We start from the raw sequence: 15728 nt of genomic DNA, 5'->3' as shown, positions 1-15728 counted from the left end.
CGGTATGCCGCTGCCTGAGGAGCTCAGTTCATCGGTAGTTGGCTAACTCGGCCAATGGTGTGCCAACTGTGACCCGGTTGGCTCAGGAGGTCTGCAGCAAAGGTCGGGGTCACGCTGATCAGGAGCGGCCCGCAGGTTTGGGGGTCAATGAGGAGCTCCAGTAGGGCCCTGTGATGCTTGTGATCGGCTTTTTGTTGAGCAAGGTGAAGGCCAACGGGAGCAGGCTGCTTAGCTGATGCTGGGGCATCCAGCAGTGACCAGGCGCGCCGGTTAGCCGGTGCGAGGCTGCTTGTATAGCCAGCAGCTAGCAGTGCCAGCGCCCCAGGTAGAGCCGGAATGCGATTGGCGTCCAGCTGTACCTGCAGCCGCTCTCGATCTTTGGCTGTGTCGCCGAGCATTTCACCGAGGTGGCCCAGCAACCCGAAGCCGGTGATATCGGTGGCGGCATGGAGGTGACCGGGATGGTGCTGCTCCAGAGCGCTCAGCTGCTCCACCATGCTGTGCTGGCTGGTTTGCATCTGGCAGAGGGCGGTGTCGAGATCCTCGGGGCGGGCGGCTCCAGTCATGGCGGCGGCGAACAGCACGCCGGTGCCCAGCGGGCGGCTGAGCAACAACTGGTCGCCTGCTTGGAGTGCGCGCTTGGGCCAGAGGTTGCGGCGGGGTGAGCCCTGCACGGTCAGCGCCAGCTGCAGGCCCAGGCTGCAGGGATCAGGAGCTGGATTGCGGTCTTCCAGAGTGTGCCCACCGATCAGCATCGCTTTCTGGGGGACCAGGGCCGAGCGGATTCCGGAGATGGTCTGGGCCAGCAGCTGTTGCTGAATGCTCGCTGGTGCCAGGGGCAGGGTGATCACCGCCTGGGCTGACTGCACGCAGGCGCCACAGGCCCAGAGGTCGGAACAGGCATGCAGGGCGGTGAGACGGCCATTGAGCCAGGGATCGCTGACTAGAGCAGGAAAGCCATCCACGCTTTGCAGCAGTGGTGTTTTTTGTCCAAGTGCGTCGGTTGGGATTACAGCGGCATCCTCCGGGGCTGTCGCCAAGCCGCCCACTCCTGCGGAGGACAGGGCCGCTTCGAGGGTAGCGGCGGGTAGTTTGGCGGCACAGCCGCGGCAGAGCATTGGATCACCATCGGCGCTTGCTTGTGTTTTGCTCATGGCGGAGGGCCGGAAGTGCTGCATGAAGCGCCGGTCGATGCGTTGTTTCCAGTGCCAAAGCAGCGGGTGGGGGCCGAGCACGATAGAACCCCAAAGAGCCCAGGCGGTGGGGCGGCCTGCTTGGAATCCCCCCAGCAGCTGCAGCGCTTTTCGCTGCGGTGTCCATCGACGCAGGGGCTGGTTTTGACAGGCAGCCTTGAGGTTGCGGCCTAAGGGGATGGCTGCCCGCACGGCCCACACTCCCGAGGGTGGCCGCCGGTCCGTGCCGATCAGGCCGCAGTCGCCGCTCGCAAAGATGTTTGGGTGCTCGATCACCTGGAGCTGGTTGTTGGTGAGCACACGGCCGCTCTGGGGGCAGCAGTGCAGGCCACTGGCGGCGAGCCAGCCAGGAGCGCGGGTGCCGCTGCAGATCAGGCCGGCTGAGATCGTTGCCAGAGCATGGGCTGCTGGAGCCCCTGCTGGTTGGTGCACGATGCTCACGTCAGCATCCTGAAGGGCTTGGTCCAGGTGTTGATCGAGGCGGCCTTGGCGTGCCAGTAGGTGAATGGGGCGCTGAGGCCAGCGCTGCCTGAGGGCGAGGGCCACTTCCACCCCTGCCAGGCCAGAGCCCAGCACATGGAAAGGTTCCGAGCTGTTGGCGTCCTGGCTGTCGAGGAACGCCAAGGCCGGCTCCAGGGGCTTGATGGGAACCCAACCAGCTGCGGGCAAGCATTGATCCGTAGTGATGGGGCGGCTGATGGCGCCCACATCCAGGCTCAGCTGAGTGAAGGGCAAAGGCGGCCGGCTCGCGAGCCTCAGGGTCTGGCCGGTGAGTTCGAGACCCTGGATCTCCGCCTCCACAAAGGCCACGCCTGCATCTGCGGCAAGCCGGCGCAGATCGATAGCGACCTGATCACGGCTGTAAAGGCCTGCGATCAGCCCCGGCACCATCCCGGAGTAAAGGGTGGTGCTCGATCGGTTTACCAGGGTGATCAACCCTTTGGGCCGATGCCTGGGATGCATCGCCCAACGGCGCAGCAGCAGGGCATGGCTGTGCCCTCCGCCCGCCAGCATCAACTGGCTGGTGGTGGGGGTCACCGGCGGTAGCCATGGGGGTTGGCAGATTGCCAGGCCCAGCCATCGCGGCACATGTCCGCGAGAGAGCGCTTGGCTGTCCAGCCCAGGGTTTGCTCAGCCAACTGCGGAGAGCATTCCAGGCGCGGCACGTCGCCGGGGCGACGGGCACAAATGCTGTAGAGGATGGAGATACCCGTGGCTTGCTCAAAGCCATGCACCACATCGAGCACGGAGAGACCTTGGCCAGTGCCGAGGTTGAGGGTGAGGGCGGTCTCCGGCGCGGCGCTCAGCAGATGGTCGAGGGCATGGGCATGGGCCTCGGCCAGATCCATCACATGCAGGTAGTCGCGAATGCCGGTGCCATCGTGGGTGGGGTAGTCGTTCCCGAAGACCCTCAGGCTCTCCAGTCGCCCGGCGGCGATCTGGGTGATGAACGGAAACAGGTTGTTGGGGATGCCGAGGGGGTCTTCGCCGATCTGCCCGGATGGATGAGCGCCTACGGGGTTGAAGTAGCGCAGGTTGGCGATGCGCCAGGAGCCTGTGGCCGCCAGGGCATTGAGCAGCTGCTCTACCGCCCATTTGCTCTGGGCATAGGGATGGATCGGCGCTGGAGCCATGGTTTCCACCAGCGGAAACCGTGTGGGTTCTCCATAGATGGTGCTTGTGCTGCTGAACACCAGCGTTCTGCAGTGGTGCGCATCCATGGCTGCGACCAGCGTCCGAGAACCGCAGAGGTTCACATCCCAGTAGCGCAGCGGCTCGGCTACGGATTCACCCACGGCTTTCAATCCAGCGAAGTGAATCACGGCCTCGATCGGCGTATCAGCTGCCTGTGCGTTTGCAAAGATTGCGTTGAGGCACGCCGGGTCGCGGATGTCTCCGCGAACGCAACGGATGGAGCCTCCTCCCAGCAGCTGCGCCCTCTCAAGAGCCACTGGGGAGCTGTTGGAGAAGTCGTCGAGCACCACGAGTTCATGGCCAGCCTCGAGCAGCACCACACAGGTGTGGCTACCGATGAAGCCGGCTCCGCCGGTGATGAGCACACTGGCCATCGCTGCACTCTTGAGTGATCAAGTCTTAGCTCAGGGGCATTCCTGCCCCTCAAGGCCATGAGTTGATTGTTGGTCTGGGTTTGACGCCTGAAGCGAGCGAGAAGAGCCGTGCGAGGCTTCAAGCATGAACGTCACGGCCGAGACGGTTGAGCTCTGCTCCCATCTGCTGTGACTGCCTGCAGGCGTTTCATGCCTGCTTGTTCTCCGACTCCCTCAATGCCCTTTTCTGCTTCTGCTTCCTCTACGGCCAAAACCGCACTGATCACTGGCATCACAGGGCAGGACGGCAGTTACCTGGCGGAGCTCCTGCTGGAGAAGGGGTATCAAGTGCATGGGATCAAGCGGCGAGCCTCCTCGTTCAACACCAGCCGGATTGATCATCTTTATCAGGATCCCCACGAAAGTGATCCTCGCCTGGTGCTGCACTACGGCGATCTCACCGACAGCACCAATCTGATCCGGATCATTCAGCAGGTGCGGCCGGGTGAGATCTACAACCTCGGTGCTCAAAGCCATGTGGCGGTGAGCTTTGAGAGCCCGGAATACACCGCCAATAGTGATGCGCTGGGCACGCTGCGGATCCTGGAGGCGGTACGAATTCTTGGGTTAACGGAGACAACACGGATCTATCAGGCCAGCACCAGTGAGCTCTACGGCCTGGTGCAGGAGATCCCGCAGAAGGAGAGCACGCCGTTCTACCCGCGCAGCCCTTATGGGGTGGCGAAGCTCTATGCCTACTGGATCACGGTGAACTACCGCGAGAGCTACGGGATGTATGCCTGCAACGGGGTGCTGTTCAACCACGAGAGTCCGCGGCGTGGGGAAACGTTTGTGACGCGCAAGATCACGCGTGGACTGGCGCGGGTCGATGCCGGTCTGGACGACTGCCTCTATATGGGTAATCTCGACTCGCTGCGCGACTGGGGCCATGCTCGCGACTACGTCGAAATGCAGTGGCTGATGCTGCAGCAGGAGCAGCCCGAGGATTTCGTGATCGCCACCGGCCGCCAGGAGAGCGTTCGTCGCTTCATTGAGCTCACAGCGCAGCAGCTGGGCTGGGGCCCAATGCAATGGGATGGTGAAGGCACCACTGAAGTGGGCCGCCGCGGCGACACCGGTGAAGTAGTGGTGCGCATCGATCCGCGCTACTTCCGTCCTGCGGAGGTCGAGACCCTGTTGGGTGATCCAAGCAAAGCCAAGGAGAAACTGGGCTGGACGCCGACAACAACCCTGGAAGAACTGGTGGCTGAGATGGTGGCGACTGACGTTGAGGAAGCGAAGAAGGAGGCGTATCTCAAGCGCAAGGGCTTTGCTGTGGTTGCGACACGGGAATGACGTTGATCAACCTCAATGATCGCTTTGCGATCTTTGGTGCCCGGGGCATGGCGGGCGGTGCCATCAGCCGCGCTTTGAATCGCGCCGGCTATCACCAGCAACTCACCCCCAGTAGACAAGACCTCGACCTTCTCGATCTATTGGCGGTTCAGCGTTGGTTTGCTGAGCATCAGCCAACTGTGGTTGTCCTCGCCGCAGCGAAGGTGGGTGGCATTCATGCCAATGCCACTTACCCGGCGGATTTTCTGCTGGATAACCTTAAGATCCAGACCAATGTGATTGAAACAGCTTGGCGTTCAGGGGTGAGACGCCTGTTGTTTTTGGGCAGCAGCTGCATTTATCCGAAGCTTGCTGAGCAGCCGATCAAGGAGGAGGCGCTGCTGACCGGACCTCTCGAGCCCACGAATGAGTGGTATGCGATTGCCAAGATCGCTGGCATCAAGCTTTGCGAAGCACTGCGCAAGCAGCATGGGTTTGATGCGATTTGTTTGATGCCCACCAATCTCTATGGGCCAGGTGATAATTACCACCCACAAAACAGCCATGTGCTTCCGGCGCTGATCCGCCGTTTTCATGAAGCAGTTCAAGCGAATTTCAATAGTGTCACCTGTTGGGGTACGGGCAATCCGCTCAGAGAGTTCCTCCACGTAGATGATCTTGGTGATGCTTGCGCGTTTGCCTTGGAGCGCTGGCAGCCAGGGCCGGAGGATCCGCCCTTCCTCAACGTTGGCACCGGAGTTGATCTGACGATCCGCGCGCTGGCTGAAGCGGTGGCTGAGGCGATGGGATTCCGAAATGAAATTCGATGGGATGTCAGCAAACCAGATGGCACCCCGAAGAAACAACTGGAGGTCACCCGTCTTGCTCGGCTGGGTTGGCGAGCACGAATTGAGTTGGCGGATGGGCTCAAAAGCACAGTTGCAGATTTTTGTGAAACAATTAGGGAAGAGAGAGTGCGTTCTAGTTGATGCCTTCTTTTAAGCCTCTTTTTGTCATTCAGTATCAAGGTTTCAATCAAAGATGTCGATTCATTCTTCTGTAAAAATTCACTCTACGGCTCTGATCGATGAAGGGGCAACTATTGGAGCGGCTAGCCGTATATGGCACTGGGTGCATATTTGTGCTGGGGCTGTAATCGGCGAACGTTGTTCTTTTGGTCAGAACGTATTTGTTGGAAATAAGGTCAGGATCGGCAACAACGTCAAGATTCAGAACAACGTTTCGGTGTACGACAATGTGACTCTCGAAGACGATGTCTTTTGCGGCCCAAGCATGGTGTTTACCAATGTATATAACCCGCGTTCAGCCGTGAGTCGCAAGGACGAGTACCTCAATACGGTTGTGGAGCAAGGGGCAACGCTTGGAGCGAATTGCACGATCGTTTGCGGCATACGGATTGGTCGCCACGCATTTGTTGGTGCTGGGGCCGTGGTCAACTGTGATGTGAAGCCTTTTGCCTTGATGGTGGGGGTGCCTGCGAAACAGATCGGCTGGATGAGCGCCTATGGCGAACGTGTGGATCTCCCGATTCAGGGCACCGGTGCTTGGACCTGTCCACATACCGGTGATAATTACCAACTTCTCGATCAATATCTCACCCACACTCCTGCTTGAGCGATGCAGTTCATTGACTTGGCAGCGCAGCAACGCCAGCGACTGCAGAACGGTCAAACGATCCGTGAAGCAGTGGATTGCCGCATCGCTGCGGTTCTTAATCATGGCCGCTACATCCTTGGACCCGAGGTGGATGAGTTGGAGGCAACCCTCGCCGCCTACGTGGGCGTGGAGTACTGCATTGCCTTGGCTAGTGGCACTGATGCTTTGCTCATTGCTCTCATGGCGCTTGGGGTTCAGGCCGGCGACGAGGTGATCACCACCCCCTTTTCGTTCATTTCCACCTCAGAAACGATTGCCGTGTTGGGTGCGACGCCGGTTTACGTGGATATTGATCCTGTCACTTACAACCTTGATGCTGGCAAGTTGGAACCGGTTATCAACAAACGCACCAAGGCGATCATTCCGGTGAGCTTGTATGGGCAACCAGCTGATTTTCCTGCCATCAATGCCATTGCTGATCGCCATGGCTTGGCGGTGATCGAAGACGGTGCTCAGAGCTTTGGCAGCGAGCAGCAGGGCCGACGCAGTTGCGGCTTGAGCACAATTGGAACTACTAGCTTTTTCCCTTCCAAGCCTTTCGGGGGTTATGGCGATGGAGGTGCCTGCTTTACCGAAGACCCTGAGTTGGCCGATCGCATGCGGCGAATATCGCGACATGGCCAGGAAAAGCGTTACTACCACACCGACATAGGTGTCAATGGCCGAATCGACACTCTGCAGGCCGCGATTTTGCTGGGAAAATGGCCCAACTTTGCCAAGGAAGTGGAGGCTCGTGGTCACATCGGTGCGGCTTACAGCCGCAAGCTGCATGACGCTGGAGTCACTACAACTCCACAGCTGATGTCAGGGAACACCAGTGTGTATGCGCAATACACAGTGCAGCTGGATAAGCGGGACGATGTGCAAGCTGCACTCAAACAGAAGGGGATTCCCACGGCTGTCCACTACCCCACGCTTCTATGCCAGCAACCAGCTCTGCGTTGCGAGCACAGCGTCTGTAGTGGTGGCTGTCACACTCCCATTGCTCAGGCAGCTAGTGAGCGTGTGTTGAGCCTACCTATGCATCCCTGGCTCAGTGAAGCTGACCAAGATCGGGTTGTGGAAGCCGTGGCTCAAACAGTTCAGCAAAATTCGATCCCTTCAGCAGCATGACAATGTCCCTTTCTTCCAACGTGACCCATCAGGCTGAGTTGCTGGAGAAATTGCGCAGCCGCCAGGCCCTGATCGGCATTGTGGGCTTGGGCTATGTGGGCTTGCCACTTGCACTGACCTATGCGGAAGTGGGCTATCGAGTATTAGGGCTTGACATTGATCAAGCAAAAGCCAGTGCCATCAATCAAGGCCAGACCTACATTGAGCACATTGACGGTGAGCGGGTCGCGCACGCTAAGCGACAGCAAAAGCTTGAGGCCACGACCGATTTCGCCAGGGCTGCAGAAGCCGATGCCCTGATCTTGTGTGTGCCGACACCGCTTAATCAATACCGTGAGCCTGATCTCAGCTTCATTCGCGCCACGATGGCGGGGTTGCTTCCGCATCTACGCGCAGGTCAAGTGTTGAGCTTGGAGAGCACGACCTATCCAGGCACCACTGAAGAAGAGCTGCGTCCCCTGATCGAGCAACGGGGCTTCACGGTGGGTGAAGATATGTTCTTGGTGTATTCACCGGAGCGGGAAGATCCAGGTAATGCTTATTTCAATACAGCCACGATCCCCAAGGTGATGGGAGGGAGCACGGACGGCTGCCGTTCGGTGGGGGTGGCCCTCTACGAACAGGCGATCTCGAAAGTGGTGGAGGTGAGCAGCACCCGTGCTGCTGAGATGACCAAGTTGCTTGAGAACATTCACCGAGCAGTGAATATCGGCTTGATGAATGAACTCAAACCCCTTGCTGATCGCATGGGGATTGATCTATATGAAGTGATCCGAGCTGCGGCCACTAAACCTTTTGGGTTTGTGCCTTATTACCCAGGGCCTGGTCTTGGTGGACATTGTATTCCGATTGACCCCTTTTATCTCACATGGAAGGCACGTGAGTATGGAATGCACACGCGGTTTATTGAGCTTGCTGGCGAAATCAATTCCGGCATGCCTGCCTATGTGTTGGAGAAAACGATGGATGCCCTTAATGAGGTGGGCAAGCCTCTCAAGGGCAGTAAGGTGTTGGTGTTAGGGATTGCCTATAAGAAAAATGTGGATGATATGCGCGAGTCGCCATCTGTGGAGCTTATGGAACTCTTGAAGGCGAAAGGTGCTGAGTTGGCCTATAGCGATCCTTTTTTCCCAAGCTTTCCAAAGATGCGCAAGCATCAATTTGAACTGCAGAGCGTTAGTCTCTCTGCCGATGTTGTTGCTTTATACGATGTGGTATTACTCGCAACCGACCATGACGCTTTCGATTACAAGCTGATTCAGTCTTCCAGCCAATTGGTGATAGATACTCGTGGAAAGTTTGTGCCAAATTCAAGAATTATCAGAGCTTGACCTAAGTTCTCTCGTCTAATTGTCTTCTTGCTATGACTTCTGCCTATTTAATCAACGGCCGACGCATTCGAATCGCATTGGTTGGTTGTGGGCGCATCAGTCGCAATCACATCAAAGCGATTGCTCTTCATTATGAGCGGGCAGAGCTTGTTGCTATTTGTGATACTGAGCAGGAAAGACTTGATTCTGCTCAGCAGTTGGTAACTGAGGCTGTCCGGGAATATCCTGCAGCTGCAAATAGCCCAGAGCAATTCATTGGATATGACACCTTTCTTGATGCTGTTAAGTCTGGTTCGATCGCGGTTGATTTAGTTGTCCTAACTACTCCCAGTGGTCTGCATCCAGCTCAAACCATCGCAGCAGCAGAGATTGGTGTTCACGTGTGTACCGAAAAGCCCATGGCAACTCGCTGGGAAGATGGAGTCGAGATGGTCAGGGCTTGTGAAGCTGCAGGTGTTCGTTTATTTGTTGTGAAGCAAAATAGATTCAATAGCACTCTTCAGCTTGTTAAAAAGCAATTGCAGGCTGGCCGTTTTGGTCAGTTGGCGATGGTGTCTGTGAATGTCTTCTGGCAACGTCCGCAGAGTTATTACGATCAAGATAGCTGGCGTGGAACTTGGGCATTAGATGGTGGTGCTTTGATGAACCAGGCCAGTCACTACATCGATCTTCTTGATTGGCTAGTAGGTCCTGTTGAAAGTTTAAGTGCATCAATTGCAACGCTAGGGCGGCAAATTGAGGCGGAAGATACAGCTGCTATTCAGTTGCATTGGAAGAACGGGGCATTGGGCACGATGGCGGTGACGATGCTCACTTACCCCAAGAACTTGGAGGGTTCGATTACCTTGCTGGGTGAGACCGGTACCGTGAAAATTGGTGGCCCTGCTGTAAACCAGATTGAGCATTGGATTTTTGCTGATGACAGCGATGACGACGCATTGGTGGAACAAGCCAGCTATGAGACAACGAGTATTTACGGTTTTGGGCATCCGCCTTATTACGCCAATATGCTTGATGCTTTGCAAGGAAAAGCCGAAGCTCTGTGTGATGGTCAGCAGGGCCTATTGAGTTTGGAACTTCTGAGTGCTGCTTATCGCTCGGCCAGAGAGCAGAAGGTAATCCACTTACCTTTGGAAACCTAATGTTATACGCAGCGTATTCTTTTTGAGCTATATCATATTATGATATCTATCTCAAGGCGAACAATTAAGTCCATAAAACTAAGCTTGAAACCATTATCGGCTTCGAGTAGAAATGTTCTAAAATTAGTTAAGGGTAGCGCTGGTAGTCAGATATTCTCAGTCGCTGCAATACCACTATTGACACGGCTTTATAGCCCTGAAAACTTTGGGATTGTAGCTGTGTTGTCATCCATTCTCTCTGTATTGAATGTAGTGAGCAGTCTGCGCTATGAGCTGGCGATTTCTGTACCAGAAGATGAAGATGATGCTATTGCTTTAGTGTGGCTCTGCTTTGTGTTAGTTCTAATCAGCACTTTGCTTACTGCATTGTTAGTACTGTTGCTTGGGGATTACCTCGTCAGCTGGTTAAACGAGCCTGAAATTAAGTCTCTTTTGTGGCTCTTGCCTCTGGGAGTGTTGTTGACCGGCATTTATTCTCCCTTGAGCTATTGGGCAATTCGTTGCAAGCAGTTTGATTTGTTAGCTCGAACTAAGTTTAGACAAGGTATCTTCGGTGTTGCCACTAATCTTGCTGCTTTCCCAATGGGTGTTATAGGCCTTTTGTTTGGCCAGATCGTTAGTCAGAGTGCAGGCTCTTTATCGATCCTGCGTAACTCCGAAGATTTGTGGAAGTGGTCAAATATCAGCCCTAGTTTATTATTTCAGACACTAAAGAAATATAGCCATTTTGGTATTTATAGTTCTCCAGCTGGATTAATAAATACTTTTGGGAACAAACTTCCAATTCTAATTATTGCATCTACTTTTCAATCATCACAGGTAGGTTTATTGGCGTTATCCCAACGTTTGTTGCTTTTGCCGGCTGGTTTGATTGGTAATGCAGTTGGTAAGGTTTTTTTGAGTGAAGCGACACAACACAATCACTCAAACACCCTCTATCCATTAATTATAAAGGTCAGTCGCAAGTTGTTGTCTCTCGGAATTGCTTTATCAATAATATATTGTCTGGTTTTGGTTCCGTTGATTCCTATAATATTCGGCCAAAAGTGGTCATCTGCTAGCGCTTTGATTCCATTGTTAATTCCTCTTTTCTTGGGTACTATTGTTGTCAAACCCCTCAGTATGGGTTTTATTGCAAGCGGCAATGTAAAAACTCACTTATTGGCTCAGATTATTATTGTCACTTTAAAGGTTCTTCCCGTTTATTTTCTTGCCCATTCCATTGGTTTTGATGGTTCAATTGCACTTTTTTCCTTCTGCTCAATGGTTGGTTACTTAGTTGTATATGTATTTCTTCTTAAGTCCACTGCTATGATTCAGCTAGAAGATTGATTCATTTTTGCTCTTCAATGACTCAAAATATTGTTGCTATCGGTTCTGCTCCCAGTTCAGGAAGTACTCTTTTGGCAGATATCATAGATGGACAGCCCTTCTACACTTGCGGATCAGAAACTTCTTTGCTCACAGCTCTTAGTCAGTTGCCGCAGTTAGGAAAACTTGAACTTTGCAGCGCTTTTATTTCACGAGATATCTGTAAGCGTTCATTATATATTGACTGGGATGGACTTTGTGAGTATGGCATTAATCCTTCTATTTTCAAACAACTTTGGAATCAGTCTTCCTGCTCCGATGATTTTCTTGACCGAATAATACAGAGATATTTTGCTTTAAGAGGTAAACCGTCTAACTCTCTTTTCTTTGAAAAGACTCCTACCAATGCAGTTTTTTCACCTGATATTTTGAGACTGAATAGCGTTTTAGGATTTATATTTATAATAAGAAATCCATATTACGTTATTACTTCCATGCTGAAAAGAGGTTATTCTCCTTATAGTGCAGCAGCAGCATGGCTCCAGTGTGGAACAGTAATTGAAAATATAGCCTCAGCAGGAAAGGCAATTACGGTACTCAAGTACGAAAATATTGTAGACAATCCAGTCACAGCCCTAGAAAATATATCATCATCACTAAATATCATTCCAGGATGGAGTGATAAAAATAATATTCTGGAGAATTATCTTTCTAACCCCTATAGAAAGCTTGTTTCTCGTCGTACCGTGAAGACATGGAAAAGAACTGCTTATGGAGTTATTAAGTCGGCGAATAATAATATTTCGAGAGATGCTTATCAGATTGTGCAAAACATGCTTAATTGTCGATTGTCTAAACATGCTTTAAATCTCTACGGTTTTAAATCTGCTCCAACATTGGCCGAATTAATGGATAAATACTCCTATACTTGTGTAACTACTTCCGATCTTGATCCTGTGCTTGCGAAAGAGCCGAGCTTTCAGGCTTTTAGCTCAATAACTTTTGCCTCAAGAAGAACAGTGTCTGATGCCAAAATTTATCTCAAATCTCTTCGCTCAAGACCAAAACTAGCTACCAAAATATTTTATGCAAGGCAAAACTTTTTGGAGGTAGAGTGATTTCTCCAAAACCATTATCGTTGATAGTTTTTGTAATGAATGCTACGAAGTATTATGCGTCTGTTTGCTCACAAGTTCATCAATGAGGGACGCCAACGCATCTTGTTTTCCTTTGACTAAATGGAGAGGGGCTCATTCTAGCCATGACAGTTGTTATTAACCTCGGTTAGGCAAGGGCTATACGTCCGCCTGGATACTCTCTTTTACTTGTAATTCATGTATTCGCTCATATTCACTGTTGTGGTGCTCACATCTCAGGTTTGTAGATTCTTAGGTCCTCAACGTCGGTTTAGTCGGGGGGTTAGTGCAATGCCCAAAACAACTTCTTAGTTGCAGCAGAAGTTGATTGCTTTCCCAAGTTTAGCCAAGCCTAAGTCTTTAGTTGGAGTATTACGTCAATTACACCAATATGTATACAGTATTCCCTCGGCTCTTGTAGCACTGACTGTCTTTTAGGTCACACTGTTCGTTTGTCGTGATTACCTGGAGCGGTCATCTATCGACGAGTTGCTAGATGTTCTTGCCAGATACTCTGCCGGGTCTGCCCTCAGGAGCCTCTGACCACCCCGATAGGGGAACCTAGAATGGTTGTTCCCAGTTGTTCAATACTATTTCTAACAATAATTAGAAAGGAATTGCGTACATATTACCACCATATCTCTTTGCGATGTGCTACTTATTTCTTTTGGCCTTTCATTTTGCATTACTGGTGTGTCTCTAGTTTGTACTACGTTGCATACGTCCTATGCTTTAGAGTTACTTTTTTGACCGCTCTTTATGCTAAAATAGTGTCTAGGATTGGCTCAATCCTTTAACATTTTGACCTTGTACCAGTGACTGCCTGCTCAGTAATTATTTGCACCTTCAATAGATATCCTTTAGTAAAGCGTGCGATTGATAGTGTTCTGAGTCAAAAAAATGTTGACTTTGAATTGATTGTCGTAGATGATTGCTCTACTGACAATACCTTTGCAGCTTTACATTCTGAGTATGAAAATAAAATTAAATTAGTCAAAACTCCTCAGAACTCGAAAGTTGCATACTCAACAAATTTCGGTTTTTCTTATTCAAGTGGTGACCATATTGCCTTGCTAGGTGATGATGATTATTGGAATGATAATCTTAAGCTCTATAAGCAGCTTCAGCTATTTGATAAATCAAAAAATATTGCAATTGTGGGGTCTTATTGGGTTGAACTAGGAAATACACGTCAAGAGCTTGTTAAGCCCATCCAATTAAGTTCAAATAATTATATTCGCGTTGACCAACTCTTATCAAGCGGTAGCTTTATTTGTGGATCAACAGCATTGCTTTCTCGGGAAGCTTGGATAAAAGTCGGTGGAATGGATGTCTGCCAGAGAAAAGGAACAGATTCAGACCTATTTCGTAGAATAGTACTTTCAGGTTTTTCAATTAATACATTACCAGAGCCAACCTCGACTATAGACATTTCGCATACTTTCAAAAGAATGACTCCGATTCATTCAAACATATCATCTTTTCTTGTCGCACAAACTAACCTATATCTAATCAAAAAGCATTGGCTTCTTTTCTGCATACATCCTGCTGCTTTATTTGTAAGACTTAGGCGTGTTATCGCTGCTTTAGTAAGGGGGTTGTCATGACATCTAAGATTTTAATTACTATAGGAGGCGGATGTTATTTTAGCTCTCACATGAGTCTTTTATCCTTTGATTTAGATAATGAACAGTTTGATATTGCTTTTAGCAAAGAAAATAACATTTATGGTGAAAGCACTAAAGGATTTTTGGGGCTTGTTGAAAGCCCTCTTGGATATCTTATCACCAGTGAAGCTCAAATCCATATTTTATCTAAGAGTTTATTAAGCAGCCAATCTTTCACGTATAAGTTTTTAAATGATGCGCATTACACTCATTGGAGTGATTATCATAACAAATACTTTGTAGCTAATACGGGCTTAGATACTATTGAAGTCCTCGACAAAGATATGAGGCCCAATAAATCAATTCATTTGTTACAGCAAAAGGACCTATTTCGTATATTGGCTCAGACAGCTTCATCGATAAAACAAAAAATATTTCCAAGAGACTGTTCTCTGACAATTAATCCTACTCTTGAGGATATTAGATACAAAAAGTTATCTAAAAAAATAATATTGCCTGGTCTTCAAAAATACTTCTTGCCAGCATTATTTAGGGCAAGATCAATAGATTTTCGTTTCGCTTTCATGAGGCCTCACGTAGTACACCCTAATTATATTTGTGAATTTGATGATGATATCTTGGTAACTTTAAAAAACCCTGGCGAAGTTCGATCTATTTATAGTAAACAAATATTGCTTAAAGGATTAAAAGGTCCACATGATGGATGCTTGAGAAACAACACCTATTTGTTAACTGAATCTAGTAATGGAATTGTGTCATGGGCTGACAATATTCATAGAAGTACTGATCTTAAATCAGCCAACTTTAAAAGAGTTCAGGTTTGCGATCCCAAAAAAGGTTTTCTTCGTGGTGTTGAATTAATATCAGATGAGCATCTTTTAGTTGCTGTTAGCAAAAGAAGAGAAGTGCAAGATGATCAACCAGCTTGGCTTGCACTGATTAACAAAAAAATTGGCTTTGTTGAAAAGAAATATGAAATACCATATGAATTAGGCACTAACCCATTTAGCATATTAAAAATTGATTAGTTTGTTGTTTAAGTGATTAATTCTTTGTCCTCTCAGCAGCAGATTCAGGAGTCTGAGTACAACCTTCCTTATCATTATATTCCCAGACTCCAATCTAATTATTTTTCGCAATATATTGATTGGTCCTGGGGAATGAATTATATCTTAGGCTTAAATTTAGTTCTTTCAAATTTAAAACTGTATCAGTTTAACTCACTTTTAGACATTGGATGCGGAGATGGTCGTTTTCTTCGTGAAGTTAAAGAAAAATTTCCCGATATTAGATTAAAAGGAGTCGATTATTCAAAATCAGCAATTAGCTTGGCTTGTGCTTTGAATCCATCTATCGAATATGTCTGCCTTGACATCACAAATGAGTCCCTAGACCAAAGATTTGAAATTTGTACCTTAATTGAAGTTATTGAGCATATTCCTCCGGAATATCTTCCTAAATTTCTTGCTTCAGCTGCTGATTTAGTCGAGGCTAAAGGTTTTTTGATATTTACCGTGCCGCATTTAAATAAACCATGCAATAGCAAGCATTATCAGCATTTTAATTCAACCTCAATAAGAGATATACTTTCTCCATACTTCGATATCGTCAATATTCAGCCCTTTGACAAGCGATCCATAATTAATTCATTGCTTTTAAAGGCAATGGGGTACCACTCTGATACCTACAGAATTACTCATCCATATTTGAACTACCTTTTGTTCAAAAAAATAGAAAGTGATTCAAATAATCTAGATGAAAGTGATTCCAATAGACTTTTAATAGTCGCTCAACCCCGTTCCAATTAACATATA

Annotated in this window: 13 protein-coding genes; 11 read left to right on the top strand and 2 right to left on the bottom strand. The window is 49.7% G+C overall.

The window, feature by feature from the left end; genetic code table 11:
• Positions 1–23 precede the first annotated feature (23 nt).
• Entirely contained in the window at positions 24–2207 is a 2184-nt protein-coding gene (gene selD, locus DXY03_RS06045; RefSeq protein WP_115009964.1) for a selenide, water dikinase SelD, read from the bottom strand.
• A gap of 20 nt (positions 2208–2227) precedes the next feature.
• Positions 2228–3262: a UDP-glucose 4-epimerase GalE gene (galE, locus tag DXY03_RS06040; protein WP_115009620.1), complete on the bottom strand. Its 1035-nt coding sequence runs from the start codon at positions 3260–3262 to the stop codon at positions 2228–2230.
• A gap of 216 nt (positions 3263–3478) precedes the next feature.
• On the opposite strand from galE, the gene gmd reads away from it, so the two are divergent.
• From gmd to DXY03_RS05990, 11 genes are all read left to right on the top strand, one after another.
• A complete protein-coding gene (gmd, locus tag DXY03_RS06035) occupies positions 3479–4597 on the top strand; it encodes a GDP-mannose 4,6-dehydratase (protein WP_115009619.1) in 1119 nt (372 codons plus the stop codon).
• Positions 4594–5565, top strand: coding sequence for a GDP-L-fucose synthase (locus DXY03_RS06030; RefSeq protein WP_115009618.1), 972 nt, complete (start codon positions 4594–4596; stop codon positions 5563–5565). Before gmd ends, DXY03_RS06030 begins: the two co-directional genes overlap by 4 nt.
• 52 nt (positions 5566–5617) lie before the next feature.
• A complete protein-coding gene (locus DXY03_RS06025; protein ID WP_115009617.1) occupies positions 5618–6211 on the top strand; it encodes an acyltransferase in 594 nt (197 codons plus the stop codon).
• Between the two features lie 3 nt (positions 6212–6214).
• Positions 6215–7366 (top strand): DegT/DnrJ/EryC1/StrS aminotransferase family protein, encoded by a 1152-nt coding sequence (locus DXY03_RS06020; protein ID WP_115009616.1) that lies wholly within the window; start codon positions 6215–6217, stop codon positions 7364–7366.
• 2 nt (positions 7367–7368) lie between these two features.
• A complete protein-coding gene (locus DXY03_RS06015; protein WP_115009615.1) occupies positions 7369–8697 on the top strand; it encodes a nucleotide sugar dehydrogenase in 1329 nt (442 codons plus the stop codon).
• Between the two features lie 32 nt (positions 8698–8729).
• The gene (locus DXY03_RS06010; protein ID WP_115009614.1) at positions 8730–9839 is read left to right on the top strand and encodes a Gfo/Idh/MocA family protein; all 1110 of its coding nucleotides are present in this window, start codon (positions 8730–8732) and stop codon (positions 9837–9839) included.
• A gap of 39 nt (positions 9840–9878) precedes the next feature.
• Positions 9879–11171, top strand: a complete 1293-nt coding sequence (locus tag DXY03_RS06005; RefSeq protein ID WP_115009613.1) for a lipopolysaccharide biosynthesis protein — start codon at positions 9879–9881, stop codon at positions 11169–11171.
• 17 nt (positions 11172–11188) lie between these two features.
• Positions 11189–12268: a sulfotransferase gene (locus DXY03_RS06000; RefSeq protein WP_115009612.1), complete on the top strand. Its 1080-nt coding sequence runs from the start codon at positions 11189–11191 to the stop codon at positions 12266–12268.
• An 833-nt stretch (positions 12269–13101) separates the two neighbouring features.
• The gene (locus DXY03_RS05995; protein ID WP_115009611.1) at positions 13102–13893 is read left to right on the top strand and encodes a glycosyltransferase family 2 protein; all 792 of its coding nucleotides are present in this window, start codon (positions 13102–13104) and stop codon (positions 13891–13893) included.
• Positions 13890–14942, top strand: coding sequence for a hypothetical protein (locus DXY03_RS11850; protein WP_136987654.1), 1053 nt, complete (start codon positions 13890–13892; stop codon positions 14940–14942). The genes DXY03_RS05995 and DXY03_RS11850 overlap by 4 nt, the downstream gene beginning before the upstream one ends.
• A gap of 24 nt (positions 14943–14966) precedes the next feature.
• Positions 14967–15722: a bifunctional 2-polyprenyl-6-hydroxyphenol methylase/3-demethylubiquinol 3-O-methyltransferase UbiG gene (locus DXY03_RS05990; protein WP_136987653.1), complete on the top strand. Its 756-nt coding sequence runs from the start codon at positions 14967–14969 to the stop codon at positions 15720–15722.
• The last annotated feature ends 6 nt before the right edge of the window (positions 15723–15728 follow it).

It is taken from the genome of Synechococcus sp. N5, assembly GCF_900473925.1.
Lineage (GTDB): Bacteria > Cyanobacteriota > Cyanobacteriia > PCC-6307 > Cyanobiaceae > Parasynechococcus.
Note: the sequence above shows the minus strand (reverse complement) of the source record. Positions and strands in the feature narration are given on the sequence as shown.